The organism is Brevundimonas diminuta (assembly GCF_039673845.1).
Classification (GTDB): Bacteria; Pseudomonadota; Alphaproteobacteria; order Caulobacterales; family Caulobacteraceae; genus Brevundimonas; species Brevundimonas diminuta_E.
In genome coordinates this window covers 39509-66230 of record NZ_JBDJMK010000005.1, presented here as the reverse complement: position 1 = coordinate 66230, position 26722 = coordinate 39509, and the positions used below count along the sequence as shown (strand labels likewise).

The following is a 26722-nucleotide window of genomic DNA, read 5'->3' as shown; positions in this document are numbered from 1 at the left end:
AGCCGCCGCGCGGCGAGCGATAGGGCAAGCCATATGACCGAAGCCTTCATCTGCGACGCCGTCCGCACGCCTGTCGGGCGGCTGAACGGCGGGCTGTCGGCGGTGCGCGCCGACGATCTGGCGGCGATCCCGCTGCGGGCGCTGGCCGAACGCAACCCTGCGCTGGACTGGAGCGCCGTCGAGGACGTCATCCTGGGCTGCGCCAACCAGTCGGGCGAGGACAACCGCAACGTCGCGCGCATGGCCGTGCTGCTGGCGGGCCTGCCCGAGACCGTGCCGGGATCGACGATCAACCGCCTGTGCGGATCGGGCCTCAACGCTGTGGGGCTGGCCGCGCAGGCCATCCGCGCGGGCGAGGCCGAGTTGATGGTCGCGGGCGGCGCCGAGAGCATGACCCGCGCCCCCTATGTGATGGGCAAGGCCGCGACCGCCTTCGACCGCGCCCAGACGATCGAAGACACGACGATGGGCTGGCGCTTCATCAACCCGGCCCTGCGCGCCGCCTATGGCGTCGATACGATGCCGCAGACGGCCGAGAACGTCGCCGAACAGTGGGCGATCACCCGCGAGGCGCAGGACGCCTTCGCCCTCGATAGCCAGACCAAGGCCGCCAACGCCCTGGCCTCTGGCCGTTTCGACGCCGAGATCACGCCCGTTTCCGTGCCCCAGCGGCGCGGCGACCCCGTCGTCTTCGCCGTGGACGAGCATCCGCGCGCCACGTCGCTCGACGCGCTTGCAAAGCTGAAGCCGGTCGTGCGGCCGAACGGCACGGTGACGGCGGGCAACGCCTCGGGCCTCAATGACGGAGCGGCGGCGATGATCGTCGCCTCCGAGGCCGCCGCCCGCGTCCACGGCCTGACGCCGCGCGCCCGCGTCGTCGCCATGGCGGCCTCGGGCGTGGCGCCGCGCATCATGGGCGTCGGCCCGGTCGAGACGGCGCGCAAACTGTTCGCCCGCACCGGCCTGAGCATGGCCGACATGGACGTCATCGAGCTGAACGAGGCCTTCGCCGCGCAGGCCTTGGCCGTGCTGCAGGAGCTTGAGGTCGATCCGCGCGATCCACGCCTGAACCCCAACGGCGGCGCCATCGCCCTGGGCCATCCGCTCGGGATGTCGGGGGCCCGCATCGTCATGACAGCGGTGGAGCAGCTTCATCGCACCGGCGGCCGCTACGCCCTGTGCACCATGTGCATCGGCGTCGGTCAGGGCATCGGCATGATCGTGGAGCGGGTATGAGCGAGCAATACGTCACCCTCGGCGACGGCTGCTGTCTGGCTTATCGGTTTGACGGCCCTGAAGACGCGCCCGTGCTGCTGCTGTCCAACTCTCTGGGCACGCGGATGGAGATGTGGGACGCCCAGATGGCCGCCTTCTCGGCCCGCTTCCGGGTGCTGCGGTATGACAGCCGGGGGCATGGCGCCTCGGACGCGCCGGCGGGCGCCTATGGTCTCGACCGGCTGGGCCGCGACGTGGTGGAGTTGCTGGACGCGCTGGCGCTTGAGCGCGTCGCCTTCTGCGGCCTGTCGCTGGGCGGCATGGTCGGCCAGTGGCTGGGCGTGCGCGCGCCCGAACGGCTGGAGCGGCTGGTGCTGGCCAATACCTCGGCCTTCATGGGGCCGCCCTCGGCCTGGGATGCGCGGATCGCCAGCGCCCTGTCGCAGGGGATGGCGCCGCTGGCGGCGGCCTCGGTCGCGCGCTGGTTCACGCCGGACTTCGCCGCCCGCGCGCCCGATCCGGTCGCCGTCATCGAGGCCGGGCTTCTGGCCACCTCGCCGCAGGGTTACGCCGGGTGCTGCGCCGCCATCCGCGACATGGACTTAAGACGGCTGGGCAGACTGATAACGACGCCGACGCTGGTCATCTCGGGCGCCGCCGATCCGGCCACCCCGCCCGACCACGCCGCCGCCCTGGTGAAGGCCATCCCCGAGGCCCAGCTGAAGGTGCTGGACGGCGCCCATCTGTCGAACGTCGAACAGCCCGACCTCTTCGCCGGGGCCGTGCTCAGCTTCCTCTCGGCCTGATCTGGCTGCGGGTGCGTTCGCGCACCAGGGCGCAGAAGCCGCCCAGCACCGAAGACCGGTTGTCGCGCAGATAGGCCAGGCTCAGCTGCGTCTCCCTTTCCTCGCCCAGCAGGGGGCGATAGGCGACGCCGTGCAGCTGGGCCTCCGACGTCGATTCCGGCACGAGCGACACCCCCGCCCCCACCGACACCAGCGAGAGGGCGGTCTGGATCTCCAGCGTCTCCTGCGCGATCTCGGGGGTGAAGCCCTCGGCCCGGCACAGGTCCAGCACATGGTCGGCGAAGCTGGGCCGAGGCTGGCGCGGGTAAAGAATGAAGGGCCGCACCGCCAGATCGGCCAGGGCGATGTGGCTCTGTTCGGCCAGCACGTCGGTGTCCGGCAGAGCCACGATCAGCGGCTCGCGCTGGACCACCTCGCTGACGATGTCGGGATCCTGAATGCCGGGGCGGGCGAAGGCCACGTCGATGGAGCGGTCGCGCAGCGCCACCCTGAGTTCGGCGGTGTTCATGGCGTGCAGCACCAGTTCGACCTCGGGATACTGTTCGCGATAGGCGTTGAACACGCCCGGCAGGATGGAAAAGGTCGCCGAGCCGACGAAGCCCACCTGGATCACCCCGACCAGCCCCTCGGCCGCGCGGCGCGCCACGCGCACGGCGTCGGCCACCCGCGCCTGAATGTCGCGGGCGCGCGGCAGCAGGGCCTCGCCCGCCGGGGTCAGCTGGATGACGCTGCGGCTGCGGTCGAACAGCAGGGCGCCGATGGCGTTCTCAAGGCTGGCGATCTGACGGCTGAGCGCGGGCTGGGCGATATACAGCCGCTCGGCCGCCCGGCCGAAGTGCAGTTCTTCGGCCACGGCAAGAAAATAGCGCAAACGCCGCACATCGACGCCCGAAAGGACGGCGCGCGGCAGGGGTTCGGCCTTCGGCGAGCGTTTCATTCCAACATCAGAGCCTGACGCCCGCCCGCAAGGCAATACCGGAAAGGCATCAGACCCTGCCCTTTTTGTATTGGCCCATTATCAGACCCTCGGACAGTCTTCGTTTCAGGGATCAAGCAACGAGCCGCGCCAAAGCGGCCCAACCCAGGAAACGACCATGACAGCGGCGCCCAGCCCGATCACGCGACCCAGCCTGTTTTCGGGCGGTCGCCCCAAGCTCCAGACCGTCGTCCGCAACCTGACGGACAGCGGCATCGTGGAGTTCGACTTCATCTACGGCGACCCGGACCTGAGCGTCGAACTGGTCCTGCCGCGCGCCGCCTTCAAGGAGTTCTGCCTTGAGAACGGCTGTCTGGTGACCGCCGCCGATCCCGCCGCCAGCCACGCCGTGCTGCGCCTCGTCAAGGACGGCCCCGCCGTCGCCCCTGAGCCTGTTGGAGCGTCACAATGAATATCGACCTCAAAGCTGAGGCGATCACGCCGCGGCGTCACACCTTCTCGCACATCGCGCGGCGTTTCGGCGTCGACAAGCCCGCCTCGCGTTATGAAGAGGCGACCTATGACGTGCAGCCGATGGTCAACTTCCACTATCGGCCGACCTATTCGCCGCAGTTCGAACTGTACGATCCGCGCCGCACGCGCATCGTGATGAACGACTGGTACGTCTTCCGCGACCCGCGCCAGTTCTACTACGCCTCCTACAACATCAGCCGCGCGGCCATGCAGCAGTCGTTCGACGACGCCGTAAACTTCGTCGAGAAGCGCGACCTGATCGCCAGCGTCGCCCCCGAAGGACGCGACCTGTTCGCCGCCTGGCTGCTGCCGCTGCGCCATGTGGAATGGGCAGCGAACATGAACTGCCAGCTGATCGCCGACTGGGGCTATGGGACGCAGATCACCTCGGCGGCGGCCTTCTGCGGCGCCGACCGTCTGGGCATCGCCCAGGTCATTTCGCGTATCGGCCTGCTGCTGGGCCAGGGCACGGAAAGCGCCCTGAAAGAGGCCAAGACCCAGTGGCTGGAGGCCGACGTCTGGCAGCCGATGCGCCGCCTGGCCGAGGATCAGCTGGTCGTCCATGACTGGTTCGAGCTCTATGTCGCCCAGTTGATCGTGCTGGACGGCTATATCTATCCGCTGGCGACGGGCGCCTTCGACCGTGCAGGCGCGGCCCATAACGGCGCCGCCTTCTCGATGATGACCAGCTTCCTGGGCGACTGGTACGCCGACAACAGCCGCTGGACCGACGCCGTCATCAAGGCCGCCGCCGCAGAGTCCGAGGCCAATCGCATCGTTCTGGGCGAGTGGTTCGAGCGCTGGTCCGTCCGCGCCGAAGAGGCCGTCCGCCCCATCGCCGCCATGGTGCTGGGCGCCGAAGGCGACGCTGCCGTCGATGCGGTCGGCGCACGCCTGCGCGAACGGATGGTCGGCCTGAACGCCCTGGAAGCGCGGGAGATGGCGGCATGACCAAACCCGTCTCCATCACCCTGCAGAACACTCAGGACGGTTTCGCCATCGTCGAGGCCATCCTGGCCGACAATCCCGAAGCCAAGAGCAACCCCTTCCCGGCCATGACCAAGATCGACTGTCCCGGCCGCCTGGAGATCCGCGCCGACAGCGTCTCCGAGCGTCTGGGCCGCGACTGGGATCCGCAGGAAATCCATCTCAGCGTCATCTCCCTGTCCGGTTCGGTGGACGAGGACGACGGCGTTTTCGCCATTTTCTGGAGGTAGGCATGACACCCCCCCGCAAACTGAGCCTGAAGCAGAAATACGGCGCCTATACGCGCGGTCTGGACTGGGACCCCACCTATCAGAAGGCCGACGACATCTTCCCCTTCGCCAAATACGAGGGGATCAAGATCCACGACTGGGACGCCTGGGAAGACCCCTTCAAGCTGACCATGGACGCCTATTGGAAGTTCCAGGCGGAGAAGGAGCGCAAGCTCTACGCCGTCATCGACTCCATGGCCCAGAACAACGGCCAGCTGGGCATCACCGACGCCCGCTATCTGAATGCGGTCAAGCTGTTCATCCAGGGCGTGACGCCGCTGGAGTATCAGGCGCACCGCCACTTCGCCCACCTGGCGCGGCACCTGCCGGGCGCGGGCCTGCGCGTGGCGGCGCAGATGCAGTCGATCGACGAACTGCGTCACTGCCAGACGCAGATCCACACCATCAGCCACTACAACAAGTATTTCGACGGCATCCACGACTTCACCCACATGCATGACCGCCTGTGGTATCTGTCGGTGCCCAAGTCCTTCTTCGACGACGCGACCAGCGCCGGGCCGTTCGAGTTCATGACGGCGATCAGCTTCGCCTTCGAATACGTCCTGACCAATCTGCTGTTCGTGCCCTTCATGTCGGGCGCGGCCTACAACGGCGACATGGCGACGGTGACGTTCGGCTTCTCGGCCCAGTCGGACGAGAGCCGCCACATGACCCTGGGCCTCGAAGCCGTCCGCTTCCTGCTGGAGCAGGACGAGGCCAATGTGCCGATCGTCCAGGGCTGGATCGATAAGTGGTTCTGGCGCGGATACCGCCTGCTGTCGCTGGTCGGCATGATGATGGACTACATGCTGCCCAAGAAGGTCATGTCCTGGGGCGAGGCGTGGGAGACCTACTATGAGCAGGCGGGCGGCGCCCTGTTCGCCGACCTGGCCCGCTATGGCATCCGCGAGCCGAAATACGCCGACGTCGCCAAGGCCGAAAAGGGCCACATGACGCACCAGGCGTGGGGCGTCTTCTACAACTACACCCACGCCGCCGGCATGCACACCTGGGACATCGACGAGGCCCACATGGCCTGGCTGCGCGAGAAGTATCCCGACACCTTCGCCCAGCACTATGAGCCGCGCTATCGCAAGTGGCGCGAACAGGCCGAGGAAGGCAAACGCTTCTACAACGACGGCCTGCCCCAGCTGTGTCAGGTCTGCCAGATCCCGATGGCCTTCACCGAGGTCGGCGATCCGAACACCATCAGCTTCCGCGTCTCCGAACACGGCGGCGACAAGTTCCACACCTGTTCGGACGGCTGCAAGGACATCTTCGACCATGAGCCGGAGAAGTACGCCCAGGCCTGGCTGCCGGTGCACCAGATCTTCCAGGGCAACTGCGGCGGGGCGACCCTGCCCGAGGTGCTGGACTGGTATCACATCAATCAGGGCGCCGATAACATGGACTACGCCGGGTCCCCCGAAGAAGAGCAGTGGAACCGCTGGATGGAGGGGCGCCGCCCCGCCTTCCCGGTCGCCGCGGAATAAGGAGGACAGCCCCATGGCCACCGCAAGCCTGCAGCCCGGTTACACCGGCCCCGTCCGCGACCGCGTCGAGAACTTCCACGGCGCCCAGCTGGTCTATGTCCACTGGGAGGAGCATCTGAACTTCTGCTCTGCGATCACCCTGCCCCTGCCGCCGCAGACGCCCTTCGCCGCCCTGACCGGCGAGATCCTGCCGTCTCTCTATGCGGTGGATCCGGAATGGGCCGATGTCGACCTGTCCAGGGCCCGCTGGATGCTGGACGGCGCCGACTGGACGCCCGATCCGGCCCTGTCGCTGGCCGATCAGGGCGTCGGCCACAAGTCGCTGATCCGCTTCTGGACCGGCCCGTCCGCCACGGCCTGAGGATACGCCGATGCCGACCCTGACCATCGAACCGATCGGCGAGACCGTTGAGGTCGCGCCCGGTCAGACCCTGCTGGACGCCTGCCTTCGGGCCGGCGTCTGGCTGCCCCACGCCTGCGGCCACGGCCTGTGCGGCACCTGCAAGGTCGAGGTGCTGGAGGGCGAAGTCGATCACGGCGGCGCCTCCCCCTTCGCCCTGATGGATTTCGAGCGCGACGACGGCAAGACCCTGGCCTGCAGCGCCATGCTGTTGGCCGACACCGTCATCGAAGCCGACGTCGATGAGGACGAAGACGCCCGACGCATCACCGTCGACGACTATGTCGGACAGGTCGAACACCGCGAGATGATCACTCCGGACATCATGGCCCTGTGGCTGCGTCTGGACGGCGCCGGGCTGGACTTTCAGGCGGGGCAATACGTCAACCTGCGCCTGCCGGGCATCGAGGGCGCCCGCGCCTTCTCCATCGCCAGCAGTCCGGCCGAGCCGAACCTGATCGAACTGCACATCCGCCGCGTGCCCGGCGGCGCCGGCACCGCCTGGCTGCACGACGAACTGAAGACGGGCGACCGGCTGGAGTTCACCGGGCCGATGGGGCGCTTCTACGTCCGTCGCTCGGCCGAGAAGCCGCTGATCTTTCTGGCGGGCGGATCGGGCCTGTCCAGTCCCAAGGGCATGATCCTGGACCTGCTGGAACAGGGCTATTCCGAGCCGATCACCCTGCTGCACGGCGGGCGGCGCCCGTGCGACCTGCATTTCGGCGACCTGTTCCGTCGGCTGGAGAGCGAACACGACAACTTCCGCTATGTCCCCGCCGTCTCCCAGCCCGAGGCCGACGACGTCTGGGACGGCGAGACCGGCTATGTCCACGAAGCGGCCGAACGCCTGTTCGACGGCCGGTTCAGCGGCTGTCAGGCTTATCTGTGCGGCCCGCCGCCGATGATCGAGGCGGGCGTCATCGCCCTGATGAAGGGCCGCCTGTTCGAGCGGGACATCTTCATGGAGCGGTTCCTGACGGCCGGCGACGCCGAGGCGACGGCGCGCTCGCCCCTGTTCCGCAAGATCTGACGCCGAAACGCCGCGTCTGAGGGGCGCGGCGCAATCCAGACCGGTCAGGTTTCCGACCGGCGCACCCGCGCCGGACGGCGGCCTGCACCCAAAAACCAAGGGAGGGAAACGACAATGAAGACACTGAAAATCACGACCGCCTTGATGGCCGCCGCTCTGGCCATCGGCCTCGCAGGCGCCGCCCATGCGGGCGAAACGCGCGGCACGGCCTATGCCGACGGCGCGGAATCCATCGGCGTGGCGCAACTGCCGCCGCCGGGGACCTATCTGCTGACCTACACCAACTACTACACCGCCGACCGCCTGAACGACGGCGCCGGCGACAACCTTGTCCCGGACTTCTCGCTCAACGCCTTCGCCAATATCGCCCGCGTGGTCCACGTCAGCGACAAGACCTTTCTGGGCGCCACGGTCGCCGTCCACGCCCTGATCCCGGTCGTCAATCTGGACGTGAAGGCGGGCGGCCAGAGCCAGAGCAATTTCGGACTGGGCGACATCATCGTCAGCCCGCTGGTGCTGGGCTGGAAGAAGGGCGACTGGAACATGGTCGCCACGGTCGACACCTTCATTCCCACCGGCGACTACAAGGCGGGCGATCTGGCCAACATCGGCCGCAACTACTGGACCTTCGAGCCGGTCTTCGCCGCCACCTACGCCCAGCCCGGCGGCGGGTGGGAAGCGTCCGCTAAGGTGATGTACGACTTCAACACCACCAACGACGACACAGACTACAAATCGGGCCAAAGCCTGCACACCGACGCGGCGGTGGCCTACACCACCGGCAAGCTGACGCTGGGCCTGACCGGCTACTATTATCGCCAGACCAAAGACGACAAGATCGGCGGAGTCCGCGTCGGCCCCGACGGCGTCCGCGGCGAAGCCTTCGCCCTTGGCCCCCTTGTCCGCTACGTCGTCGGCAACGTCCCGATCACCGCCCAGTGGCAGCACGAGTTCCACGCCGAAAACCGCCCCCAGGGCGACAAGTTCTGGGTCAAGGCCGCCTTCCGCTTCTGATCAGCAGCAGCCCGTCCAGCAAAAAGGCCGTCTCTCAGTCGAGAGACGGCCTTACAGGTTTCCGCCTGCGTCGTCGGCCTGACCTAGGCGTCGACGGCGGCGTCCAGGGCGTTGTCCTGGATGAACTCGCGGCGCGGTTCGACCACGTCGCCCATCAGCTTGGCGAACAGGTCGTCGGCGTCGTCGCCGTGCTCGACCTTGACCTGCAGCAGGGTGCGGGCGTTGGCGTCCAGCGTCGTCTCCCACAGCTGTTCCGGGTTCATCTCGCCCAGACCCTTGTAGCGCTGGATGGCGATGCCCTTCTTGCCTGCGTCCAGCACGGCCGCCAGCAGGTCCAGCGGGCCGCGGATGGTCGTGGTCTTGTCCTTGCGGCGATAGACGGCCGGGGCCGAGAACAGGCCGTCGAAGGCGGCGGCGCGCTCGGCCAGACGACGGGCGTCCAGCGACCGGCCCAGCACCTCGTCCAGCACGATCGTCTCGCTGACGGCGCGGCGCACGCGGTTGAAGGCCACCCCGCCCTGTGCGGCCAGTTCGCCGCTCCACGGACCGTCGCCCTCTTCGGCGTAGAGGTTCAGGCGCTCGGCCGCGCGCGCGGCGCGGTCGGCCAGTTCGCCGGTGTTCTCATCGAACAGGCCCGCCAGCGCGCCCTGTTCGATGGCGAAGGCCGGGGCGCGGGCGGCCAGACGGTCGACCAGAGCCTTGAACGCCTTGGCCTCGCGGACCAGTTCCTGCAGGTCCATGCTGGCGCGCACCTCGCCCGAGGCCAGTTCCAGCGTCGCCTCGGCGCTCCCTTCCTCGATCAGATAGGCGTCCATCTCCGCCTGATCCTTGATGTAGCGGTGCTGCTTGCCCTTGGAGACCTTATAGAGCGGCGGCTGGGCGATGTAGACGTGGCCGCGCTCGATCAGCTCCGGCATCTGACGATAGAAGAAGGTCAGCAGCAGGGTGCGGATGTGGGCGCCGTCGACGTCGGCGTCGGCCATCAGAATGATCTTGTGATAGCGCAGCTTGTCGGCGTCGAAGTCGTCGCGGCCGATGCCGGTGCCCAGCGCCAGGATCAGGGTGCCGATGGTGTCGGACGACAGCATCCGGTCAAAGCGCGCGCGCTCGACGTTCAGGATCTTGCCGCGCAGGGGCAGGACGGCCTGGTTCTCGCGGTTGCGCGCCTGCTTGGCCGAGCCGCCGGCGGAATCGCCCTCGACGATGAACAGTTCGGACTTGGCCGGATCGCGTTCCTGGCAGTCTGCCAGCTTGCCGGGCAGGGAGCTGATTTCCAGCGCCGATTTGCGGCGGGTCAGGTCGCGCGCCTTGCGGGCGGCTTCGCGGGCTGAGGCCGCCTCGATGATCTTGGAGACCACCATTTTGGCTTCGACCGGGTGTTCCTCGAACCAGGTCGACAGGCCCTCGGTGCACAGGCTTTCAACGGCCGGACGCACCTCGGACGAGACCAGCTTGTCCTTGGTCTGGCTGGAGAATTTCGGATCGGGCACCTTGACCGACAGGACGCAGGTCAGGCCCTCGCGCGCGTCTTCGCCCGAGACGGAGACCTTCTCCTTCTTGGCCAGACCCGAGCTTTCGATATAGGCGCCCATGACGCGCGTCAGGCTGGTGCGGAAGGCCGACAGGTGGGTGCCGCCGTCGCGCTGATTGATGTTGTTGGTGAAGCACAACATCGTCTCGTGGTAGCTGTCGTTCCACCACAGGGCGAGGTCCAGCTCGATGCCGTCCTTCTGGCCGCGAATGACGATGACGTCCTTCAGGATCGGCGTCTTGGACTTGTCCAGGTGGCGCACGAAGGCTTCGACGCCGCCCTCATAGTGCAGCAGGATCTCCACCGGCTCCGGCCCGCGCCGGTCGCTCAGCTTGATGACCACGCCCGAGTTCAGGAAGGCCATTTCCCGCAGACGGTGTTCCAGCGTCTTCAGGTCGAAGTCGATGTGGCTGAAAGTGTCGATCGACGGGTAGAAGGTGACTTCAGTGCCGGTCAGCAGACGGCCCTTGTCCTCGCGCATCGGGGCGTCGCCGATGACAGCCAGCGACCGCACGGTGTCGCCGCGTTCGAAACGGACACTGTGCTTCTTGCCCTCGCGATAGATGACCAGTTCGAGCCAGTCCGACAGGGCGTTGACCACCGAGACGCCCACGCCGTGCAGGCCGCCGGACACCTTGTAGGAGTTCTGGTCGAACTTACCGCCCGCGTGCAGCTGGGTCATGATGACCTCGGCCGCCGAAATGCCTTCCTCGGCGTGGGTGGCCACCGGAATGCCGCGTCCGTTGTCGGTCACGGTGACCGAGCCGTCCTCGTTCAGGGTGACGGTGACCAGATCGGCGTGGCCGGCCAGGGCCTCGTCGATGGCGTTGTCCACCACCTCATAGACCATGTGGTGCAGGCCCGAGCCGTCGTCCGTGTCGCCGATATACATGCCGGGGCGCTTGCGCACCGCGTCCAGGCCTTTGAGAACCTTGATGGAATCGGCGCCGTATTCGGGCGAGGGAGCAGTCTGTTCGGTCATGAAAACGTCGGCTCAGGGTCCGCGGACGGACAGGGAAGTGGCGACGCGGAGGACGCCCGTTTCAGGGGCGCAAATCAGCACGTCCCGAAGTCTCCGATATATAGGAAATTCGACGGGAAAAGCGAGCCTTTAAGCCCTTCTCCCTCCCCTTCATGGGGAGGGTGGTCGCAGCGAAGCGAAGACCGGGTGGGGAGGGCCGAGCGATCCTGGCCTCGGCGCTTGAATAGCCCTGCCGCCCCCACCCGGCCTCGGCCTGACGGCCTCAGCCACCCTCCCCATGAAGGGGAGGGAGAAGGTCGCGCCGTTCATCCCGCCAGTCCGCCGCCTTCGACCGCCACAAACTGCGCCCGGCCCTCCAGCGCCGCGAACAGCGGGCGCTCAGTCCCGGTCATGAAGGCCTGCAGCTTCAGCGCCTCGATCTCGTCGAACAGCGCGGCGCGGCGGGCTTCGTCCAGATGAGCCGGAGCCTCGTCCAGCAGCAGGACCGGCCGTGCGGGCTGATCCGCCAGACGCGCCACCTGGGCCAGGATCAGATTCAGCACCAGCGCCTTCTGTTCGCCGGATGACCCTTCGGCGGCGGGGCGGTTCTTCTCGCGGTGCAGGGCCGTCAGGTCCGAGCGGTGCGGCCCGAACAGGCTGCGCCCGGCCGCGGCGTCGCGGGCGCGGGCGCGCATCAGGCCCTCGCCCAGCGCCTCGACGATGTCGGCCTCGTCGGCGCCCGCCGCCGCCATCTCCTCGGCTGGACCGGCCAGCCCCAGATCGGCCTGAGGGAAAGGACGATCCGTCCGGGCGTCGATCCCGGCCTGAAGCTCTTTCAACGCCGCCGCGCGCGCCACGGCGGCGCGCGCCCCGCTCTCGGCCAGCCGGGCCTCCAGCGCGTCCAGCCACAGGGGATCGGCCGCGCGCGTTTCATCGGTCAGCAGCCGCAGCCGCTCGCGCAGAGCCTTTTCATAGGTTGAGACCACGGCGGCGTGGTCAGGATGGGCGGCGAAAACCAGCCGGTCGAAGAACCTCAACCGCCCGGCCCGCGCGTCCGAGAACAGCCGGTCCTGCTCGGGCGTGGCCCAGACCGGGCGCAGATGGTCCAGCAGTCGTCCGGGCGGCGCCGTCTCGCCGTCGATGCGCACGATGCGCCGCGCCGACGGCCCCATGGTCTGAACGCCGGTGCCGAGGCGCACTTCGTCGCCGTCCGGAGCCCGCAACGTCGCCGCCACGGCCCAGGCGCGTCCCAGCGCCTCGCCCGGCTCGCGCCGCCCCATCTCGGCCGCCGTAGCCCCGCGCAGCCCCTTGCCGGGGGTCAGCAGGCTGATGGCCTCCAGCAGGTTGGTCTTGCCCGCCCCGTTCGGGCCATGCAGCACGACGGTTCCGCCGGAAACCGGCAGGGTGGCGCCCGCGTAAGAGCGGAAGTCGGTGAGGGCGAGGGAGGTGATCAAGCCTTGCTCCTAGCCCCAGCGAGTGCCGCTCGCCAGTGGGAGATCACTCCACCTTGCGGTACTGGGTCCGCCATTCCTCCAGAAGCGTCCTAACTTCGTCGGCGCTCTTTTCGAGGTAGGCAGGGATGTTCCCGTCAGCACGACTGGAAGATGCGGTCAGCGCAGTCGTGCGTTGCGCAGGCGACTGCACTGAGACCTTCAGCGTGAAGGACACGAACCTCGTGCTCTCCACCTCGGAGATGAAAAAACACTCGACGTTATTCCACGGCACGATCGGCTTCAGCCGCAACCCATGAACCTGGAAACCCTCACGGGTGAGAATCAGCTGTGTCGGCCTGACCAGAGAACGAAGCACCGGAAGTACAGTCGCGCCGAAGAACAACAGACCGAACCAGCCAAGCGCTAGGTTAAACTCGTCCGAACCCCGACTAAAAGACTCCGGGCTCACAACCATCCTAAGACTGATAGCCACGAAAACAGCAGAAGCCAAAAGGATGAGCGCGGAAATACGCCGTGGCCGCCTGAGGACAAGCCGATCGGACAAGCCCTACACCCGCAGCGGCATCAGCACGTACTGCACGCCCACGTCGCCGGGGTCGAGGACCAGCGTCGGGCTGGCCGGATCGGCAAATTTGAAGTGAGCCGTTTCGCCGGTGATCTGGCCGGCGACGTCCAACAGGTAGCGGGCGTTGAATCCGATCTCGAACGGTTCGTCGGAATAGCCGATCTCGACCTCTTCCTCGGCCTGACCGGCTTCCATGTTGCGGACGGTCAGCTTCACCCGGTCGTTGTCGAAGGCCAGCTTCACCGAGCGGCTCTTTTCGGCCGAGATGGTGGCCACGCGGTCGACGGCCTTGGCGAACAGGCTGTTGTCGATGTCGGCCTGCTTGTCGTTGCCCTTGGGAATGACGCGCAGATAGTCGGGGAAGGCGCCGTCGATGACCTTGGAGGTCAGGCTGGCCTCGCCGAACTCGAAGCGGATCTTCTGGGCCGAGACCTGGACCTCGACCGGGCCGGCGCCGTCGTCCAGCAGGCGGCGGACCTGATCCACCGTCTTGCGCGGCACGATGACGCCGGGGCCGCCCGCCGCGCCTTCCGGCGCCGGGGTCTCAGCCAAGGCCAGGCGGTGGCCGTCGGTGGCCACGGCGCGCAGCAGGGGAATGCCGCCATCGGCCACGGCGTGCAGATAAAGACCGTTCAGATAGTAGCGCGTCTCTTCGGTCGAGACGGCGAAGCGCGTCTTGTCGATCAGGCGGGCCAGATCTTCCTTGGGCAGGGTGTAGCGCGCGCCCGACGCCTCGGTCGACATGACCGGGAAGTCGCCCGCCGGCAGCACCGGCAAGTTGAAGCGCGAGCGGCCCGCCGCCACCACCAGACGCGGATCGTCGCCCGAATAGGTCAGCGACACCTCGGCGCCGTCCGGCAGCTTGCGCACTATTTCATACAAGGTGTGGGCCGGAGCCGTGATCTGGCCCTCGACGTTCACCTGGGCCTCGGCCTCGTCGACCATCTCCATGTCCAGGTCGGTGGCGGCGAACGACAGGCGGTCGCGCCCGGCGCTCAGCAACACGTTGGACAGGATCGGAATGGTGTTGCGACGCTCGACCACGCTCTGGACGTGCCCCAGGGCCCGAAGAAGCGCGGATCGTTCGATGGTCAGCTGCATTTGGTCTCGCCCGGTCGCGGCCCTGCCGAAGCAGCGCCGCCGTAAATATAGGCGGGAACACTAGCGCATTGAGCGAAAGGGGCAACGGGCAGAGGCGCTTGCCCCCGATTTCCACAGGCTGGGCGCCCCTGAAATCGGCTCATCCCGGCGAAGGCCGGGATCCAGATGCGGACGTTGTGGCGGGTTGGGCGGGATAAGGGGGCTTACCCGCGCAGCTTGCGCGTCAGGGCTTCCACGTCGCGGGCGATCTGGTCGTCCTTGGGCATCAACTCCTCGATCTTGCGGACCCCGTGCAGGACGGTGGTGTGGTCGCGCCCGCCGAAGCGGCGGCCGATGTCGGGATAGGAGCGGGTCGTGTGCTGTTTGCACAGGTACATGGCGACCTGACGCGGGCGGGCGATGGCGCGGGTGCGGCGCTCGCTCAGCAGATCGGCCTGCTTGAGGTTGAAGTGTTCGGCCACCGTCTTCTGGATTTCATCGACGGTGATGCGGCGCTCGGGGCCCGTGCGCAGGGCGGCGCCCAGCAGGGTCTGGACCTCATCAACCGTCAGGGCCGACAGGCGGCTTCCCGCGACGGCGGCCAGGGTGTTCACGGCGCCTTCCAGCTCGCGCATCGAGCCGGGGGTGCGGTCCACCAGATGCTCCAGCACATCGGCGCGGGCCTCGCCCGAGACGACGCCCAGCTTGCCCAGGGCGTTCAGACGCGATTGGGCCACGGCGACCTTCAGGTCGCGGTCCGCCGCCTCGACCGGGCAGGTCAGACCGGCGGCCAGATGGCTGCGCAGGCGCGGCTCGACATCGGTCAGGGCCACCGGCGCGCGGTCGGCCGACAGGACGATGCGTTTGCCGTCCTCGATCAGGGCCGTGAGGGTGTTCAGCAGCTCTTCCTGAGTGCTCGTCTTGCCGCCCACGAACTGGACGTCGTCCAGCAGCAGCATGTCAGCTGAGCGCAGGCTTTCCTTGAAGGCGGCGGTCGAGCGGTCCTGCATGGCGCGCACGAAGGTCGACAGGAAGCGCTCGGCGGTCAGATAGACCACCTTGGCGTCCGGGCGCAGGCGCTGGGCCTCCCAGGCGATGGCGTTCAGCAGGTGCGTCTTGCCGTAGCCATAGGGGCCGCAGAAGAAGACGGGGTTGAAGTGGCCGTCGGCCCAGGTCGCGACCTGCTTGGCGATGGCCAGGGCGAAGGCGTTGCCGTGGCCTTCGACGAAGCTGTCGAAGGTCAGGCGCTCCTGCAGGCCCGCGGCGCGCACGGCGCGGGCGCCGTCGGTGGCGGGGGCGAAGGCGGGCGCGGCGGCCGGAGCGGCCGGGGCGGGGCTGATCGAGGCCAGACGCGGGGCGTCGCGCAGGCCGGACGGCGGCGCCGAACCCATCTCGGCGCGGCAGCGCACCTCAAGACGGCGGGCCAGGCCATCCAGGCCCAGCCACAGCTCGTTCATCCGGCGCAGGGCGTTCTTGCGCACCCAGTCGCGCGCATAGGCGGTCGGCGTCACCAGGATCAGATTGCCCTGAGAGTCCACGCGCACGGCCGAGGGCGCAATGTATGAGCTGAAGGGCCCGTCGCCGATCTCAGCCTTCAGGCGATCCGACGCCTCGGTCCAGATACGGTTGGGATCCGTCATTCCCGACATTGCTGCGCCCCCGATCATGAAGAACACCCGCCACAAAAGTTATCACCGACGAACACCCTTCAAGACGCTGGATCCGGGGACGACTTCTCTCACCTCGCGAAGCTGGGCCTCGCAAGCGGGATCGTACTCACAGACAGACATCTCGCGCCGAGGGAAATCATTGATTTCCCTCGTCTTCATCCAGAAAGGACGGAAGTGCGTTACCCCCTCAACTTACCCCCCGGACGGCGGAGATCAACGCTGATTCGAGTCGAGATTCGCACTTAAATTGATTGACTCGGGCAAACCCCGACAGGGCTTGGGAAAATGCCGGCTTCCCCTCTCGGGTGAACGGGAATCGCTAAAAATAACTTAGCGCCGGACAGCAAGACGGCGAGGGAGCTTGCGCTTCCTCGCCGTTGAAATTCTTACATTCTTTTACGAAAGACCCGTTACAGGCCCTCCGCGGTCGCCGCATTACGCCGATTGACGAAGCCGTGAAGACCCGTCCGGGCGCCCCTGCGAAATCAGGCGGCCGACAGCTTCTTCAGCTGGGCGGCCAGACGGCTGACCTTGCGCGAGCCGGTGTTCTTGTGAACCACGCCCTTGGACACGGCGCGCATCAGTTCCGACTGTGCGGTGATGAACGCAGCCTTGGCGGTTTCCACGTCGCCGCCCGTGACGGCTTCCTGGAACTTGCGCAGGTAGGTGCGAACGCGGGTGCGGCGGGCCTTGTTCACTTCGGTCCGCGCTTCGATCTTGCGGATCGCCTTGCGGGCGCCTGCATTGTTGGCCATCGGGTAAAAACCTTCGAACGAAAACGCCGTAAACCACGCGTCCACGGCGAGAAAATCTCAAGAGCGGGCGGCTATAGCGGAAAGCCCCCGGACGGTCAACGCGATCCGGCCGGAATTGAGTCGGGGCCGGGGTTTGCGCCCCGCATCATCCGGCCCCGTCATGGATTCAGCGCCCCGTGAAGGTCGGTTTGCGCTTCTCGACGAAGGCGGCCATGCCTTCCTTCTGATCGTCGAAGGCGAACAGGGAGTGGAACAGGCGGCGCTCGAACACCACCCCCTGCGCCAGCGTCGTCTCGAAGGCGGCGTTGACCAGTTCCTTGTTGGCCATGACGGCCAGGATGGACTGACCGGCGATCTTGGCGGCGGCGGCGCGCGCCTCGTCCAGCAGGGCGTCGGCGGCCACGACGCGCGACACCAGACCGGCGCGCTCGGCCTCGGCGGCGTCCATCATCCGGCCGGTCAGGCACATGTCCATCGCCTTGGCCTTGCCCACGGCGCGGGTCAGGCGCTGCGAGCCGCCGATGCCGGGCGCCACGCCCAGATTGATCTCGGGTTGGCCGAACTTGGCCGTGTCCGAGGCGATGATGAAATCGCACAGCATGGCCAGCTCACACCCGCCGCCCAGGGCATAACCCGACACCGCCGCGATGATCGGCTTCCTGAAGTTCGCCACCCGGTCGTGAGCGCGGGCGAAGAAGTTGCCGCGATACATGTCGGCATAGGCCTGATCCGCCATCTCCTTGATGTCGGCGCCGGCCGCGAAGGCCTTCACCGAGCCGGTCAGGACGATGCAGCGCACGCTGTCGTCATCGGCTACGCTCTCCAGGAAGTCGCCCAGTTCGCCGGTCAGGGTGGTGTTCAGCGCGTTCAGCGCCTCGGGCCGGTTCAGGGTGACGACCGCATAGCCGTCCGCGTGGCGTTCGATCAGCAGGGTGGAATAGGCGTCGGCCATCAGGCGCTCCTCTCAACTCGTTCGGGGCAGGTCTAGCGTCTCGGGCGGCTCACAGGAACACCCCTCATCCCTTCTGGCAGAGCGGGCAGAAGAAGGTTGAGCGGCCGCCCTGCACGATGCGGTTCACTACGCCGCGGCACCCTTCGGTGCGACACGGCTCATGCTCGCGGCCGTAGACGTCGAAACGGTGCTGGAAATAGCCCTGTCCGCCCTCGACATTGGCGAAGTCCTTCAGGGTCGAGCCGCCCGCCGCGATGGCGTCGCCCAGCACATGACGGACCTCCAGCGCCAGCCGCTCCAGCCGGGGGCGGCTGACCTTGCCCGCCGCCGTCAGCGGCGAGATGCGCGCCCGGTAAAGCGCCTCGCACACATAGATATTGCCCAGACCGGCCACGATGCTCTGATCCAGCAGGCTGACTTTGATGTTCTGGGCCTTGCCCGCGAAGGCCCCGGCCAGATGGGCGCCGGAGAAGGCGTTGCCCAGCGGCTCCGGCCCCAGCCTGGCGAACCAGGCGTGCCCTTCGACCGCCTCGGTCGGGATCAGACCCATGAAGCCGAAGCGCCGTGCGTCGGCATAGCCCAGCCGCGTTAACACCCCGTCCCGATCGGCGGTCAGGCTCATATGCTCATGCTTGCCGACCACAGGGGCGTCCGTCTCGAACACGCCGGGGGCGACGCCTTCCAGCGTAAAGCGGCCGGTCATGCCCAGATGGGTGATCCAGGTCTCGCCCGTCGACAGGGGGAACAGCAGGTATTTCGCCCGTCGGTCCAGCCGCAGCACCGTCGCCCCCTCCAGCCGCTCGATGAAGCGCTCAGGGAAGGGAAAGCGCAGGTCCGGCCGGTTCTGGCGCGGCGCGGTCAGACGGGCGCCCTCCAGCACAGGCTCAAGGCCGCGGCGGACGGTTTCGACTTCGGGAAGTTCAGGCATGGCGCACATCTAATGCGTCCGGCCCGGCGCGAGAAGGTCGCCGCATGACCCGCCTTTCCGTCCGCCCCCTTACGATGCACCCGCAGGGGGAGAAAAGCGAAGGTTGCGCCCGCCCCCGTTGTCACGGCCGGGCTTTCGGGCTTAGCCTCGCCGCACATTCAGGAAAGCCCCCCGCATGACGGAAACCCCCGCCGGAACCGGCAAACGCATCGAACTGACCATCCGCGCCCTGATACTGGGGTGTCTGCTGGCGGCGGTCTTCACGGCGGCCAACACCTATCTGGGGCTGAAGGTCGGCCTGACCTTCGCCTCGGCCATACCGGCGGCGGTCATCTCCATGGCCCTGCTGAGGGCGTTCCGCGGCTCGACCATCTGGGAGAATATGACGGTCCAGACCGTCGCCTCGGTCGGCGGCTCGATGAGCGCCATCATCTTCGTCCTGCCCGGTCTGGTGATGATCGGCTGGTGGATGAACTTCCCCTTCTGGGAGTCGGTGATGATCTGCGTGCTGGGCGGGGTGCTGGGGGTGACCTTCTCCATTCCCCTGCGCCGCACCCTGGTCGTTCAGGGCGGCCTGCCCTACCCCGAGGGCGTCGCCGCCGCCGAGGTGCTGAAGGTCGGTTCGCCCGGCGCGGACCAGACCGAGGAGGCGGTGCGCGAGAACCGTTCGGGCCTGTTCGTCGTCATGGGCGGGGCGATCGCCTCGGCCATATTCGGTTTTCTGGCCGCCGCGCGCGTGTTCGCGGCTGAGACGGCCGCCTTCCTGCGCCTGCCTGCGGCCTTCGGCGGCGGGGCGACGGGCGTCGGCTTCTCCATGCAGTTCGCCCTGCTGGGCGCCGGGCACCTGATCGGTCTGGCCGTCGGCCTGACCCAGCTGTTCGGCCTGCTGCTGGCCTGGCTGATCTTCGTGCCGGTCCTGACCTCGCCCGAGTTCGCCGCATGGGCCGCCGCCCACGGCGTGCCGTCCATCGCCGCCACCGTTCCCGCCGAAGCGGGCGCCGAGGGTCTGGCCATGAGCGTCTGGGCGCAGGAGGTCCGCTTCATCGGCGCCGGGGTCATCGGCGTCGCCGCCCTGTGGACGCTGGCCAAGCTGGCCAGACCGCTGGCCGCCGGGCTGGCCTCGGCCATCTCGGCCCAGGCGCGCCGCGCCCACGGTGAGACGCTGGAGCTGGCCGAACAGGACATTCCCATCAAGATCGTCGGCCTGATCTCGGTCGCGGCGCTGGTCGGCATCGCCGTCCTGCTGGCCGTGGTGGCGCAGGGTACGGCTCTGGCCGGATCGGCGCCGCTGCTGGTGATCGGCGGTCTGGTCTATGTGGTGGTCATCGGCTTCGCCGTGGCGGCCATCTGCGGCTATATGGCCGGGCTGATCGGCTCGTCCAACAGCCCGGTGTCGGGCGTCGGCATTCTGGCCATCATCATCGCGTCGCTGCTGATGCTGGGCGTTCTGGCCATCGCGGGCGTGCCCGCGGATCCGTCGATCGTCGCCTTCGCCCTGATCGTCACCGCCGTGGTCTTCGCCGTGGCGGTGATCGCCAACGACAACCTGCAGGACCTCAAGACCGGCCAGCTGGTCGAGGCCACGCCCTGGCGTCAGCAGACGGCCCTGCTGGTCGGCGTCGTCGCGGGCGCCCTGGTCATCCCCTTCGTGCTGGACATGATGAACCAGGCCTTCGGCTTTGAAGGCGGCCCGCCCGCCATCGTCCAGGGCTCCAAGACGCTGGCGGCGCCGCAGGCGACCCTGATCTCGGCTCTGGCCAAGGGGGTCATCAGCGGCGACCTGCGCTGGGACCTGATCGGCATCGGCGCCGTGGTCGGGGTTATGGTCATCATCCTGGACGTCATCCTGCGTCGTACGACCAACGACCGGATCAAGCTGCCGCCGCTGGCGGCCGGGATCGGCGTCTATCTGCCCGCCGCCGTCACTACCATGCTGGTCATCGGCGCGGTCTGCGGCTGGCTGTACGACCGGGCGGTCAATTCGACGCGCTATGCCGATGTGGCCCGCCGCATGGGCGTGCTGCTGGCGTCCGGCCTGATCGTGGGCGAGAGCCTGTTCGGCGTCTTCACCGCCGCCGTCATCGTCGGCACCAAGAATGAAGCGCCCTTCGCCCTGTTGCCCGCCGACAGCGGCTGGCCCGCCATGTGGGCCGGGCTGATCGCCTTCGCGGCTCTGACCTACGCCCTTTACGCCTGGGTGCGTCGCCGCGCGGCCAAGGTCTAAGATGAACTAGAGGGCGGCGGCGAAGGCCTCCGCCGCCCGACTGGCGCTGCGCTCGCGATGGCGCAGCCGATAGAAGGGCCGCTCGGGCAGTTCCAGCGGCAGACGGACCAGCCGCCCCGCCTCGATCAGGGGGCGGGCGGCCAGCTCCGAGATCGCCGTGACCAGTCCGCCGCCGCCCCCGCCGCTGGCCGCCACCGCCGTCAGGATCGCCTCATTGGACGGCAGCACCAGCGTTGTCTTCATGTCCGGCGCGGCCATACCGCGCGGCAGGGCCGCCTCGAACTCGCTGCGGGTGCCCGAGCCCGCCTCACGCAGGGCCCAGTCCAGCGCCTTCAGGTCCACCGCCGCCAAAGGCCTGTCCCGATCCGCCAGCGGATGACCCGGCGCCGCCACCACGATCAGCCGGTCGGCGGCGATGCGCGTCCGCTCCAGCCGGGGCGCGTCCTCGGCGCCCTCGATCAGGCCCAGTTCCGCCTCGCCCGCCAGCACCGCCTCGATCACCTGATGGGTGTTGCCGATCGACAGGCGCAGCTCGATGCCCGGATGGCTCTGGGCGAAGGCGGCCATGCGCGGCGGCAGCCAGTAGGCGCCGATGGTCTGGCTGGCGAACAGCCGCACCGCGCCGCGCTTCAGCCCCGCCAGTTCATCCAGCAGCCGCCCCGCCGCCTCGGCGCGCGCCAGCACGGCCCGCGCCTCGGGCAGGAAGGCCGTCCCCGCCGCATTCAGCGCCAGCCCGCGCCCGACCCGGTCGAACAGCCGCGTGCCGTGCCGCGTCTCCAGCGCCTGAACCGCCGCGCTGACCGCCGACTGCGTCAGATGCAGCGCCTCGGCCGCCTGCGTCATGTTCAGCCGTTCCGCAACGGCGACGAAGATGCGGAGCTGTTCCAGCGTCATGCGTCATTGATCGATTAAATCGATTGTTAAGTCCATAACTACGCGTTGGATCGATGAATTGGGAGGACGGATAAGGGCGGCCATGACCCTCGCCCTCAATCCTGCTGCTTCTTCCCGCCGCCTGACGGGCCCGGCGCGTCTGCTGCCCGGCGTGGCTCTGTCCGCCGTCATCGGCGCCGTCGCCTTGGGCCTGCAGATCATTGAGGCGCGCCTGTTCGGTCAGGCGTGGATTGAAGGGCTGGTGCTGGCCATCCTGATCGGGGCGGCCCTGCGTCTGGTCTGGACGCCGTCGTCGCTGTGGGCGCCGGGCGTGACCTTCAGCGCCAAGACCTTGCTGGAGGTCGCCGTGGCCCTGTTGGGGGCGACCGTCTCGGGCGCGGCGGTGGCGGCGCTGGGGCCGTGGCTGCTGCTGGCCATCGTCGGCGTCGTCGCTGTGGCCATCCTTGGCGGCTATGCGCTGGGGCGGGCGTTCGGCCTGCCGCACGCCATGGCTCTGCTGGTCGCGTGCGGCAACGCCATCTGCGGCAACTCGGCCATCGCCGCCGTCGCCCCGGTCATCGAGGCGGAGGGCGAGGACGTGGCCGCCGCCATCGGCTTCACCGCCGTTCTGGGCATCGCCGTGGTGCTGCTGGTTCCGGTCGTCGGCGCCATGATGGGCTATGACGCCACGCGCGTCGGGGTGTTGGCGGGGCTGACCGTCTACGCCGTGCCGCAGGTGCTGGCCGCCGCCGCCCCCGCCGGCATGGCCGCCGTCCAGACGGGCGCGGTGGTCAAGCTGGTGCGCGTGCTGATGCTGGGGCCGGTCTGTCTGGTGCTGGGGCTGATGCGCTCGAAACAGACGGCGGGAGGCCGGGGGCCGAAGCTGCACCAGATTGCGCCGTGGTTCATTCTGGTCTTTCTGGCCCTGATGGCGGTGCGGTCGCTGGGCTGGCTGCCCGAGGCGATCCTGCCGCCGCTGCAGGCATCCGTTTCGGCCCTGACGCTGATCGCCATGGCGGCGCTGGGGCTGATGGTCGATCCGCGCGCGGTGGCGCGGGCCGGGCCGCGCGTCGCCGCTGTCGCGGCTCTGTCGGCCCTGCTGATCGGCGTGCTGGCGCTGGGCGTGATCGCTGTCCTGCCCTTGGGTTGAATGTCGATTCGCGCACCGGACTGGCGTTTACGCCCACATCACTGTAAGAGGCGCGCCGAACCCTTCCCTTTTCTGCAATCTTCTTGCAGCGGCGCGGCCCATCCGTGACCGAACACAGTCCGCCCGAGCCCGATATGAATCTTCGTAACGTCGCTATCATCGCCCACGTTGACCATGGCAAGACGACCATGGTTGACGCCCTGCTGGCCCAGTCGGGCCTGTTCCGCGCCAATGAGGCGACGACCGAGCGCGTCATGGACTCCGGCGATCAGGAGCGTGAGCGCGGCATCACCATCCTGGCCAAATGCACGTCGATCCTGTGGAACGGCAAGGCGGGCGAGACGCGCATCAACATCATCGACACGCCGGGCCACGCCGACTTCGGCGGCGAGGTCGAGCGCATCCTGGGCATGGTGGATGGCTGCGTTCTGCTGGTCGACGCCGAAGAGGGCGTCATGCCCCAGACCAAGTTCGTGCTGACCAAGGCGCTGAAGATGGGCCTGCGTCCCATCCTGTGCATCAACAAGGTCGACCGCGCCCACGCCGACCCGGACCGGGTGCTGAACGAGACCTTCGACCTGTTCGCCGCCCTGGGCGCCACGGACGAGCAGCTGGACTTCCCGGTCATCTACGCCTCGGGCCGTTCGGGCTGGGCGACGCTGGACCTGGCCCAGCCGAGCGACAACCTGCACCCGCTGTATGACCTGATCGTCGACCACGTCCCGGCCCCGGCCGCCCAGGCGCGCGTCAACGAGCCGTTCCAGATCCTGAACGTCCTGATCGAAAGCGACCCCTTCCTGGGCCGCCTGCTGACCGGCCGCATCCACTCGGGCAAGGCGGTTCCGGGCATGGCCATCAAGGCCCTGTCGCGCGACGGCAAGACCATCGAACAGGGCCGCATCACCAAGGTGCTGGCCTTCCGCGGCCTGAAGCGTCAGCCGATCGACGAGGGCGTCGAGGCGGGCGACATCGTCGCCATCGCCGGCATGTCCAAGGCCACCGTGGCCGACACCCTGTGCGCGCTGGAAGTGAATGAGGCGCTGGACGCCCTGCCGATCGATCCGCCGACCATCTCCATGACCGTGGGCGTGAACGACAGCCCGCTGGCCGGTCGCGAAGGCGACAAGGTGCAGTCGCGCGTCATCCGCGACCGCCTGCTGAAGGAAGCCGAGGCCAACGTCGCCATCCGCATCACCCAGACGCCGGACTCCGACGCCTATGAAGTCGCCGGTCGCGGCGAACTGCAACTGGGCGTGCTGATCGAGAACATGCGCCGCGAAGGCTTCGAGCTGTCGATCAGCCGTCCGCGCGTGGTCTATCAGAAGGGCGAGAACGGCGAACGTCTGGAGCCGATCGAAGACGTGGTGATCGACGTCGACGACGAATTCTCGGGCGTGGTCATCGAGAAGCTGTCGGCCCGCAAGGCCGAGCTGACCGACATGGGCCCCTCGGGCGCCGGCAAGACCCGCATCCAGCTGAAGTGCCCGTCGCGCTCGCTGATCGGCTATCAGGGCGAGTTCCTGACCGATACGCGCGGTTCGGGCGTGCTGAACCGCGTCTTCAGCCACTATGAAGGCCACAAGGGCGCCATCGAAGGCCGTCTGAAGGGCGTGCTGGTGTCGAACTCGGACGGCGACACGGCGGCCTTCGCCCTGTGGAACCTGGAAGACCGCGGCGTCATGTTCGTCGGCGCCGGGGAAAAGACCTATCAGGGCATGATCATCGGCGAGAACAGCCGTTCCGACGACCTGGACGTCAACCCGATCAAGGGCAAGCAGCTGACCAACGTCCGCGCCTCGGGCAAGGACGAGGCCGTGCGCCTGACCCCGGCGCGCAAGATGAGCCTGGAACAGGCCATCGCCTATATCGAGGAAGACGAACTGGTCGAGGTCACGCCCAAGTCGATCCGCCTGCGCAAGGAAGTGCTGAACCCCTCCTTCCGCAAGAAGCGCGTCCGCGCCGACTGATCGGCGTCGACATTGTCGAAATGAGAAAGGCGGCTCGAAAGGGCCGCCTTTTTTGTGCGCTGAGCCTATCGCCCTTCGGACTGCTTGAGGCCCTGCCCTCGCTCCCGTCATCCCGGCCGAAGCGGAGCGAAGAGCCGGGACCGCCCAAACCGCCGTCGTCGAGCCTTTGGCGGTCCCGGATCCCCCCCCTGCGGGGCGTCCGGGATGACGGAGGCGCTACCTCTTCAACCCCAGCAGCCCCAGCCAGCCGCCGCTGGTCAGCAGGGCCACGTCCAGCAGGGCCAGAGGCAGCGGCGTGGACGCCGGGGCCGCGATGAATTTCGGCCGCCACGCCGGGCCGAACTTGGCCTTGTAGGCGCGCAGGCCCTGAAAGCCGTAGACGGCTCCGCCTTCCTCGAACACCAGGGCGCCGACGCGGGCGAAGACGGGGGCCAGGCGCCGGTTCTCCAGCCCCGACAGCGGGGCCATGCCCAGATCCAGACCGGACAGGCCCTCGGCCTGCGCCCATTGCACGGCGCGGGTGAACAAGACGTCCATCACCCCGTGCGGCCCGTCCGGGTCATGGCGCATCAGATCGATCATGGCCTCGCGCCCGCCCGCCCCGTCCGTGCCGATCAGCAGATTGGCGAAGGCGACAATCCGCCCGTCGGCGCGGGCGACGACCAGCGGCGATCCGTCCAGATAGCCGATGTCGAAACGGCCCAGCGAAAAGGCCTTCTCGGCCCCGTTGTGGTGCGCCAGCCAGGCGTCCGACACGGCGCGCAGTTCGGCCTCCAGCGGGCGGGCGGCGCCGGGCGGCAGGATCTCGACCGTCATGCCTTCGCGCTCGGCCCGGTTGACGGCGGTGCGCAGGTTCTGGCGTCCCTTTCCGGCCAGGGAGAAGTCCGCCGCGCCGATCACGGCGGCCTCGCCCACCTTGCGCACGGCCAGCCCCAGGGTCGCCAGATCGACCAGCATCCCCTCGCTGACGGAATAGAAGACCGCCGCCCCGCCATAGCTGTCGGCCAGTTCGGCGAAGGCCCACAGCAGGGCCGTGCGCTCGGCCCTCAGCCCAGCCGGTTCGCCCATGGCGATCCAGCGCCGCCCGCGCACGCGATAGGCGATGAAGCTGCGTCCCGACGGACTGAACAACAGGGCCTTGTCGCCCAGCAGGGCCAGCCGCGCCTCGGGCGTAGCGGCGTCGGCGGCCTCCAGCGCCTCATGGGCGCGCGCGATGGCGTCGGGCGAGGCCGGGCCGTGGCTGCGCGCGCCCGGCGCCGTCAGCAGCGAGCGCACCGCCGCCGCCAGCGTCAGTATGGCCACCACCGCGCCGGCGCGCAGGAAGCCCGACGCCTGTCGGTCGGTCAGGAAGGTCCACCACAACTCGTCAGCATAGGCGGTGTCGCGATAGGCGAAGAAGCCCAGCCACAGCATGGCCGCCACCGCCGCCGCCAGCACCAGCAGCCACCCCGGCCGCAGAGGCTCGCCCAGCCGCGAGCGCCGGTTGAACGCCGCCCGGCACGGCGCCAGCAAAGCTGCCGCCGCCATCAGCTCTATCGCCACATCCCACGCCAGCCCCTTCAGCAGGGAGAAGACGGCGCCCATCACCAGACCCGTCAGCGCGGCGTAATAGGCCCCCCTGCGTCGGCGCCACAGCCCGGCCGACACCAGCAGCAGGATGAAGCCCGTGATGCTGGCGGCGAAGTGCGACAGGTCGATCAACAGGGGTGGGGAGAAGCGGCCCAGCGCATGCAGCCGCTCGCCGAAAGCCGGGGTCGCCGCCGACAGCAGCATCAGTCCGCCCAGCCCCGCGGTCGCCACGGCGAACACCTGCGGCGTCAGTTCAAACGCCAGTTCGCCCAGTCGGCTGAAGATGCGTCTGCGGTCAAGCTTTGCTGCATTTACGGTCATGCAAAGCTCATAAAGCACGATTTTTTCATTTGCGGCCCCAAAAAGGTCATTTCGGGGC

23 protein-coding genes are annotated in these 26722 nt (G+C 68.1%); 12 read left to right on the top strand and 11 right to left on the bottom strand.

The genetic code is table 11. The features are described 5' to 3' along the window. Positions 1 to 33: 33 nt before the first annotated feature. Entirely contained in the window at positions 34 to 1236 is a 1203-nt protein-coding gene (gene pcaF, locus ABE454_RS06600; protein ID WP_346530265.1) for a 3-oxoadipyl-CoA thiolase, read from the top strand. Next, positions 1233 to 2021: a 3-oxoadipate enol-lactonase gene (pcaD, locus tag ABE454_RS06595; protein WP_346530262.1), complete on the top strand. Its 789-nt coding sequence runs from the start codon at positions 1233 to 1235 to the stop codon at positions 2019 to 2021. The genes pcaF and pcaD overlap by 4 nt, the downstream gene beginning before the upstream one ends. Here pcaD and ABE454_RS06590 read toward each other — a convergent pair. After that, entirely contained in the window at positions 2002 to 2958 is a 957-nt protein-coding gene (locus ABE454_RS06590; RefSeq protein ID WP_346530259.1) for a LysR family transcriptional regulator, read from the bottom strand. The genes pcaD and ABE454_RS06590 overlap by 20 nt on opposite strands. 157 nt (positions 2959 to 3115) lie before the next feature. On the opposite strand from ABE454_RS06590, the gene ABE454_RS06585 reads away from it, so the two are divergent. From ABE454_RS06585 to ABE454_RS06555, 7 genes are all read left to right on the top strand, one after another. Next, entirely contained in the window at positions 3116 to 3409 is a 294-nt protein-coding gene (locus tag ABE454_RS06585; RefSeq protein WP_346530257.1) for a phenol hydroxylase subunit, read from the top strand. Next, complete coding sequence (locus tag ABE454_RS06580) at positions 3406 to 4422, top strand: phenol hydroxylase (protein WP_346530255.1); 1017 nt, start codon at positions 3406 to 3408, stop codon at positions 4420 to 4422. The genes ABE454_RS06585 and ABE454_RS06580 overlap by 4 nt, the downstream gene beginning before the upstream one ends. Continuing rightward, complete coding sequence (locus ABE454_RS06575) at positions 4419 to 4688, top strand: MmoB/DmpM family protein (protein WP_346530253.1); 270 nt, start codon at positions 4419 to 4421, stop codon at positions 4686 to 4688. Before ABE454_RS06580 ends, ABE454_RS06575 begins: the two co-directional genes overlap by 4 nt. 2 nt (positions 4689 to 4690) lie before the next feature. Then, positions 4691 to 6220: an aromatic/alkene/methane monooxygenase hydroxylase/oxygenase subunit alpha gene (locus ABE454_RS06570; protein WP_346530250.1), complete on the top strand. Its 1530-nt coding sequence runs from the start codon at positions 4691 to 4693 to the stop codon at positions 6218 to 6220. 13 nt (positions 6221 to 6233) lie between these two features. Continuing rightward, the gene (locus tag ABE454_RS06565) at positions 6234 to 6581 is read left to right on the top strand and encodes a phenol hydroxylase subunit P4 (RefSeq protein WP_346530248.1); all 348 of its coding nucleotides are present in this window, start codon (positions 6234 to 6236) and stop codon (positions 6579 to 6581) included. 10 nt (positions 6582 to 6591) lie between these two features. Further along, complete coding sequence (locus ABE454_RS06560; RefSeq protein WP_346530245.1) at positions 6592 to 7650, top strand: NADH:ubiquinone reductase (Na(+)-transporting) subunit F; 1059 nt, start codon at positions 6592 to 6594, stop codon at positions 7648 to 7650. 114 nt (positions 7651 to 7764) lie between these two features. Continuing rightward, positions 7765 to 8664, top strand: a complete 900-nt coding sequence (locus tag ABE454_RS06555; RefSeq protein WP_346530244.1) for a SphA family protein — start codon at positions 7765 to 7767, stop codon at positions 8662 to 8664. Between the two features lie 83 nt (positions 8665 to 8747). Here the strand turns inward: ABE454_RS06555 and gyrB are convergent, their stop codons facing one another. The 8 genes from gyrB to mutM form a co-directional block, all read right to left on the bottom strand. Then, complete coding sequence (gene gyrB, locus ABE454_RS06550) at positions 8748 to 11177, bottom strand: DNA topoisomerase (ATP-hydrolyzing) subunit B (RefSeq protein ID WP_346530243.1); 2430 nt, start codon at positions 11175 to 11177, stop codon at positions 8748 to 8750. A 305-nt stretch (positions 11178 to 11482) separates the two neighbouring features. Continuing rightward, on the bottom strand, positions 11483 to 12610 hold the full coding sequence (gene recF / locus ABE454_RS06545; protein WP_346530242.1) for a DNA replication/repair protein RecF: 1128 nt from the start codon (positions 12608 to 12610) through the stop codon (positions 11483 to 11485). 43 nt (positions 12611 to 12653) lie between these two features. Next, positions 12654 to 13154, bottom strand: coding sequence for an STM3941 family protein (locus tag ABE454_RS06540; RefSeq protein ID WP_346530240.1), 501 nt, complete (start codon positions 13152 to 13154; stop codon positions 12654 to 12656). 3 nt (positions 13155 to 13157) lie between these two features. Further along, the gene (dnaN, locus tag ABE454_RS06535) at positions 13158 to 14276 is read right to left on the bottom strand and encodes a DNA polymerase III subunit beta (RefSeq protein ID WP_346530239.1); all 1119 of its coding nucleotides are present in this window, start codon (positions 14274 to 14276) and stop codon (positions 13158 to 13160) included. Positions 14277 to 14479: 203 nt separating this feature from the next. Beyond that, the gene (dnaA, locus tag ABE454_RS06530; RefSeq protein WP_346530238.1) at positions 14480 to 15895 is read right to left on the bottom strand and encodes a chromosomal replication initiator protein DnaA; all 1416 of its coding nucleotides are present in this window, start codon (positions 15893 to 15895) and stop codon (positions 14480 to 14482) included. A gap of 515 nt (positions 15896 to 16410) precedes the next feature. Further along, positions 16411 to 16680 carry a 30S ribosomal protein S20 gene (gene rpsT, locus ABE454_RS06525; RefSeq protein WP_024355020.1) on the bottom strand — a complete coding sequence of 90 codons (270 nt, stop codon included), beginning with the start codon at positions 16678 to 16680 and terminating at the stop codon, positions 16411 to 16413. Positions 16681 to 16846: 166 nt separating this feature from the next. Beyond that, entirely contained in the window at positions 16847 to 17632 is a 786-nt protein-coding gene (locus ABE454_RS06520; RefSeq protein WP_346530237.1) for an enoyl-CoA hydratase, read from the bottom strand. A 64-nt stretch (positions 17633 to 17696) separates the two neighbouring features. Next, on the bottom strand, positions 17697 to 18560 hold the full coding sequence (gene mutM, locus ABE454_RS06515; RefSeq protein WP_346530235.1) for a bifunctional DNA-formamidopyrimidine glycosylase/DNA-(apurinic or apyrimidinic site) lyase: 864 nt from the start codon (positions 18558 to 18560) through the stop codon (positions 17697 to 17699). Positions 18561 to 18735: 175 nt separating this feature from the next. Here mutM and ABE454_RS06510 point away from each other — a divergent pair, with 175 nt between their 5' ends. Beyond that, a complete protein-coding gene (locus ABE454_RS06510; RefSeq protein ID WP_346530233.1) occupies positions 18736 to 20784 on the top strand; it encodes an OPT family oligopeptide transporter in 2049 nt (682 codons plus the stop codon). A 6-nt stretch (positions 20785 to 20790) separates the two neighbouring features. Here ABE454_RS06510 and ABE454_RS06505 read toward each other — a convergent pair whose 3' ends face one another. Beyond that, on the bottom strand, positions 20791 to 21678 hold the full coding sequence (locus ABE454_RS06505) for a LysR substrate-binding domain-containing protein (protein ID WP_346530231.1): 888 nt from the start codon (positions 21676 to 21678) through the stop codon (positions 20791 to 20793). 82 nt (positions 21679 to 21760) lie between these two features. Here ABE454_RS06505 and ABE454_RS06500 point away from each other — a divergent pair, with 82 nt between their 5' ends. Both ABE454_RS06500 and typA read left to right on the top strand, forming a co-directional pair. Beyond that, positions 21761 to 22807 (top strand): YeiH family protein, encoded by a 1047-nt coding sequence (locus ABE454_RS06500; protein ID WP_346530229.1) that lies wholly within the window; start codon positions 21761 to 21763, stop codon positions 22805 to 22807. 134 nt (positions 22808 to 22941) lie between these two features. Next, on the top strand, positions 22942 to 24774 hold the full coding sequence (gene typA, locus ABE454_RS06495) for a translational GTPase TypA (protein WP_346530228.1): 1833 nt from the start codon (positions 22942 to 22944) through the stop codon (positions 24772 to 24774). Positions 24775 to 24990: 216 nt separating this feature from the next. On the opposite strand, the gene ABE454_RS06490 is transcribed toward typA, so the two are convergent. After that, positions 24991 to 26664 carry a phosphatidylglycerol lysyltransferase domain-containing protein gene (locus ABE454_RS06490; RefSeq protein WP_346530226.1) on the bottom strand — a complete coding sequence of 558 codons (1674 nt, stop codon included), beginning with the start codon at positions 26662 to 26664 and terminating at the stop codon, positions 24991 to 24993. Between the last annotated feature and the right edge of the window lie 58 nt (positions 26665 to 26722).

Coding starts and splice junctions, on each gene's coding strand:
- pcaF (WP_346530265.1), top strand. CDS start 34: ATGACCGAAGCCTTCATCTGCGACGCCGTCCGCACGCCTGTCGGGCGG.
- pcaD (WP_346530262.1), top strand. CDS start 1,233: ATGAGCGAGCAATACGTCACCCTCGGCGACGGCTGCTGTCTGGCTTAT.
- ABE454_RS06590 (WP_346530259.1), bottom strand. CDS start 2,958: ATGAAACGCTCGCCGAAGGCCGAACCCCTGCCGCGCGCCGTCCTTTCG.
- ABE454_RS06585 (WP_346530257.1), top strand. CDS start 3,116: ATGACAGCGGCGCCCAGCCCGATCACGCGACCCAGCCTGTTTTCGGGC.
- ABE454_RS06580 (WP_346530255.1), top strand. CDS start 3,406: ATGAATATCGACCTCAAAGCTGAGGCGATCACGCCGCGGCGTCACACC.
- ABE454_RS06575 (WP_346530253.1), top strand. CDS start 4,419: ATGACCAAACCCGTCTCCATCACCCTGCAGAACACTCAGGACGGTTTC.
- ABE454_RS06570 (WP_346530250.1), top strand. CDS start 4,691: ATGACACCCCCCCGCAAACTGAGCCTGAAGCAGAAATACGGCGCCTAT.
- ABE454_RS06565 (WP_346530248.1), top strand. CDS start 6,234: ATGGCCACCGCAAGCCTGCAGCCCGGTTACACCGGCCCCGTCCGCGAC.
- ABE454_RS06560 (WP_346530245.1), top strand. CDS start 6,592: ATGCCGACCCTGACCATCGAACCGATCGGCGAGACCGTTGAGGTCGCG.
- ABE454_RS06555 (WP_346530244.1), top strand. CDS start 7,765: ATGAAGACACTGAAAATCACGACCGCCTTGATGGCCGCCGCTCTGGCC.
- gyrB (WP_346530243.1), bottom strand. CDS start 11,177: ATGACCGAACAGACTGCTCCCTCGCCCGAATACGGCGCCGATTCCATC.
- dnaN (WP_346530239.1), bottom strand. CDS start 14,276: ATGCAGCTGACCATCGAACGATCCGCGCTTCTTCGGGCCCTGGGGCAC.
- dnaA (WP_346530238.1), bottom strand. CDS start 15,895: ATGACGGATCCCAACCGTATCTGGACCGAGGCGTCGGATCGCCTGAAG.
- rpsT (WP_024355020.1), bottom strand. CDS start 16,680: ATGGCCAACAATGCAGGCGCCCGCAAGGCGATCCGCAAGATCGAAGCG.
- ABE454_RS06520 (WP_346530237.1), bottom strand. CDS start 17,632: ATGGCCGACGCCTATTCCACCCTGCTGATCGAACGCCACGCGGACGGC.
- mutM (WP_346530235.1), bottom strand. CDS start 18,560: ATGCCTGAACTTCCCGAAGTCGAAACCGTCCGCCGCGGCCTTGAGCCT.
- ABE454_RS06510 (WP_346530233.1), top strand. CDS start 18,736: ATGACGGAAACCCCCGCCGGAACCGGCAAACGCATCGAACTGACCATC.
- ABE454_RS06505 (WP_346530231.1), bottom strand. CDS start 21,678: ATGACGCTGGAACAGCTCCGCATCTTCGTCGCCGTTGCGGAACGGCTG.
- ABE454_RS06500 (WP_346530229.1), top strand. CDS start 21,761: ATGACCCTCGCCCTCAATCCTGCTGCTTCTTCCCGCCGCCTGACGGGC.
- typA (WP_346530228.1), top strand. CDS start 22,942: ATGAATCTTCGTAACGTCGCTATCATCGCCCACGTTGACCATGGCAAG.
- ABE454_RS06490 (WP_346530226.1), bottom strand. CDS start 26,664: ATGACCGTAAATGCAGCAAAGCTTGACCGCAGACGCATCTTCAGCCGA.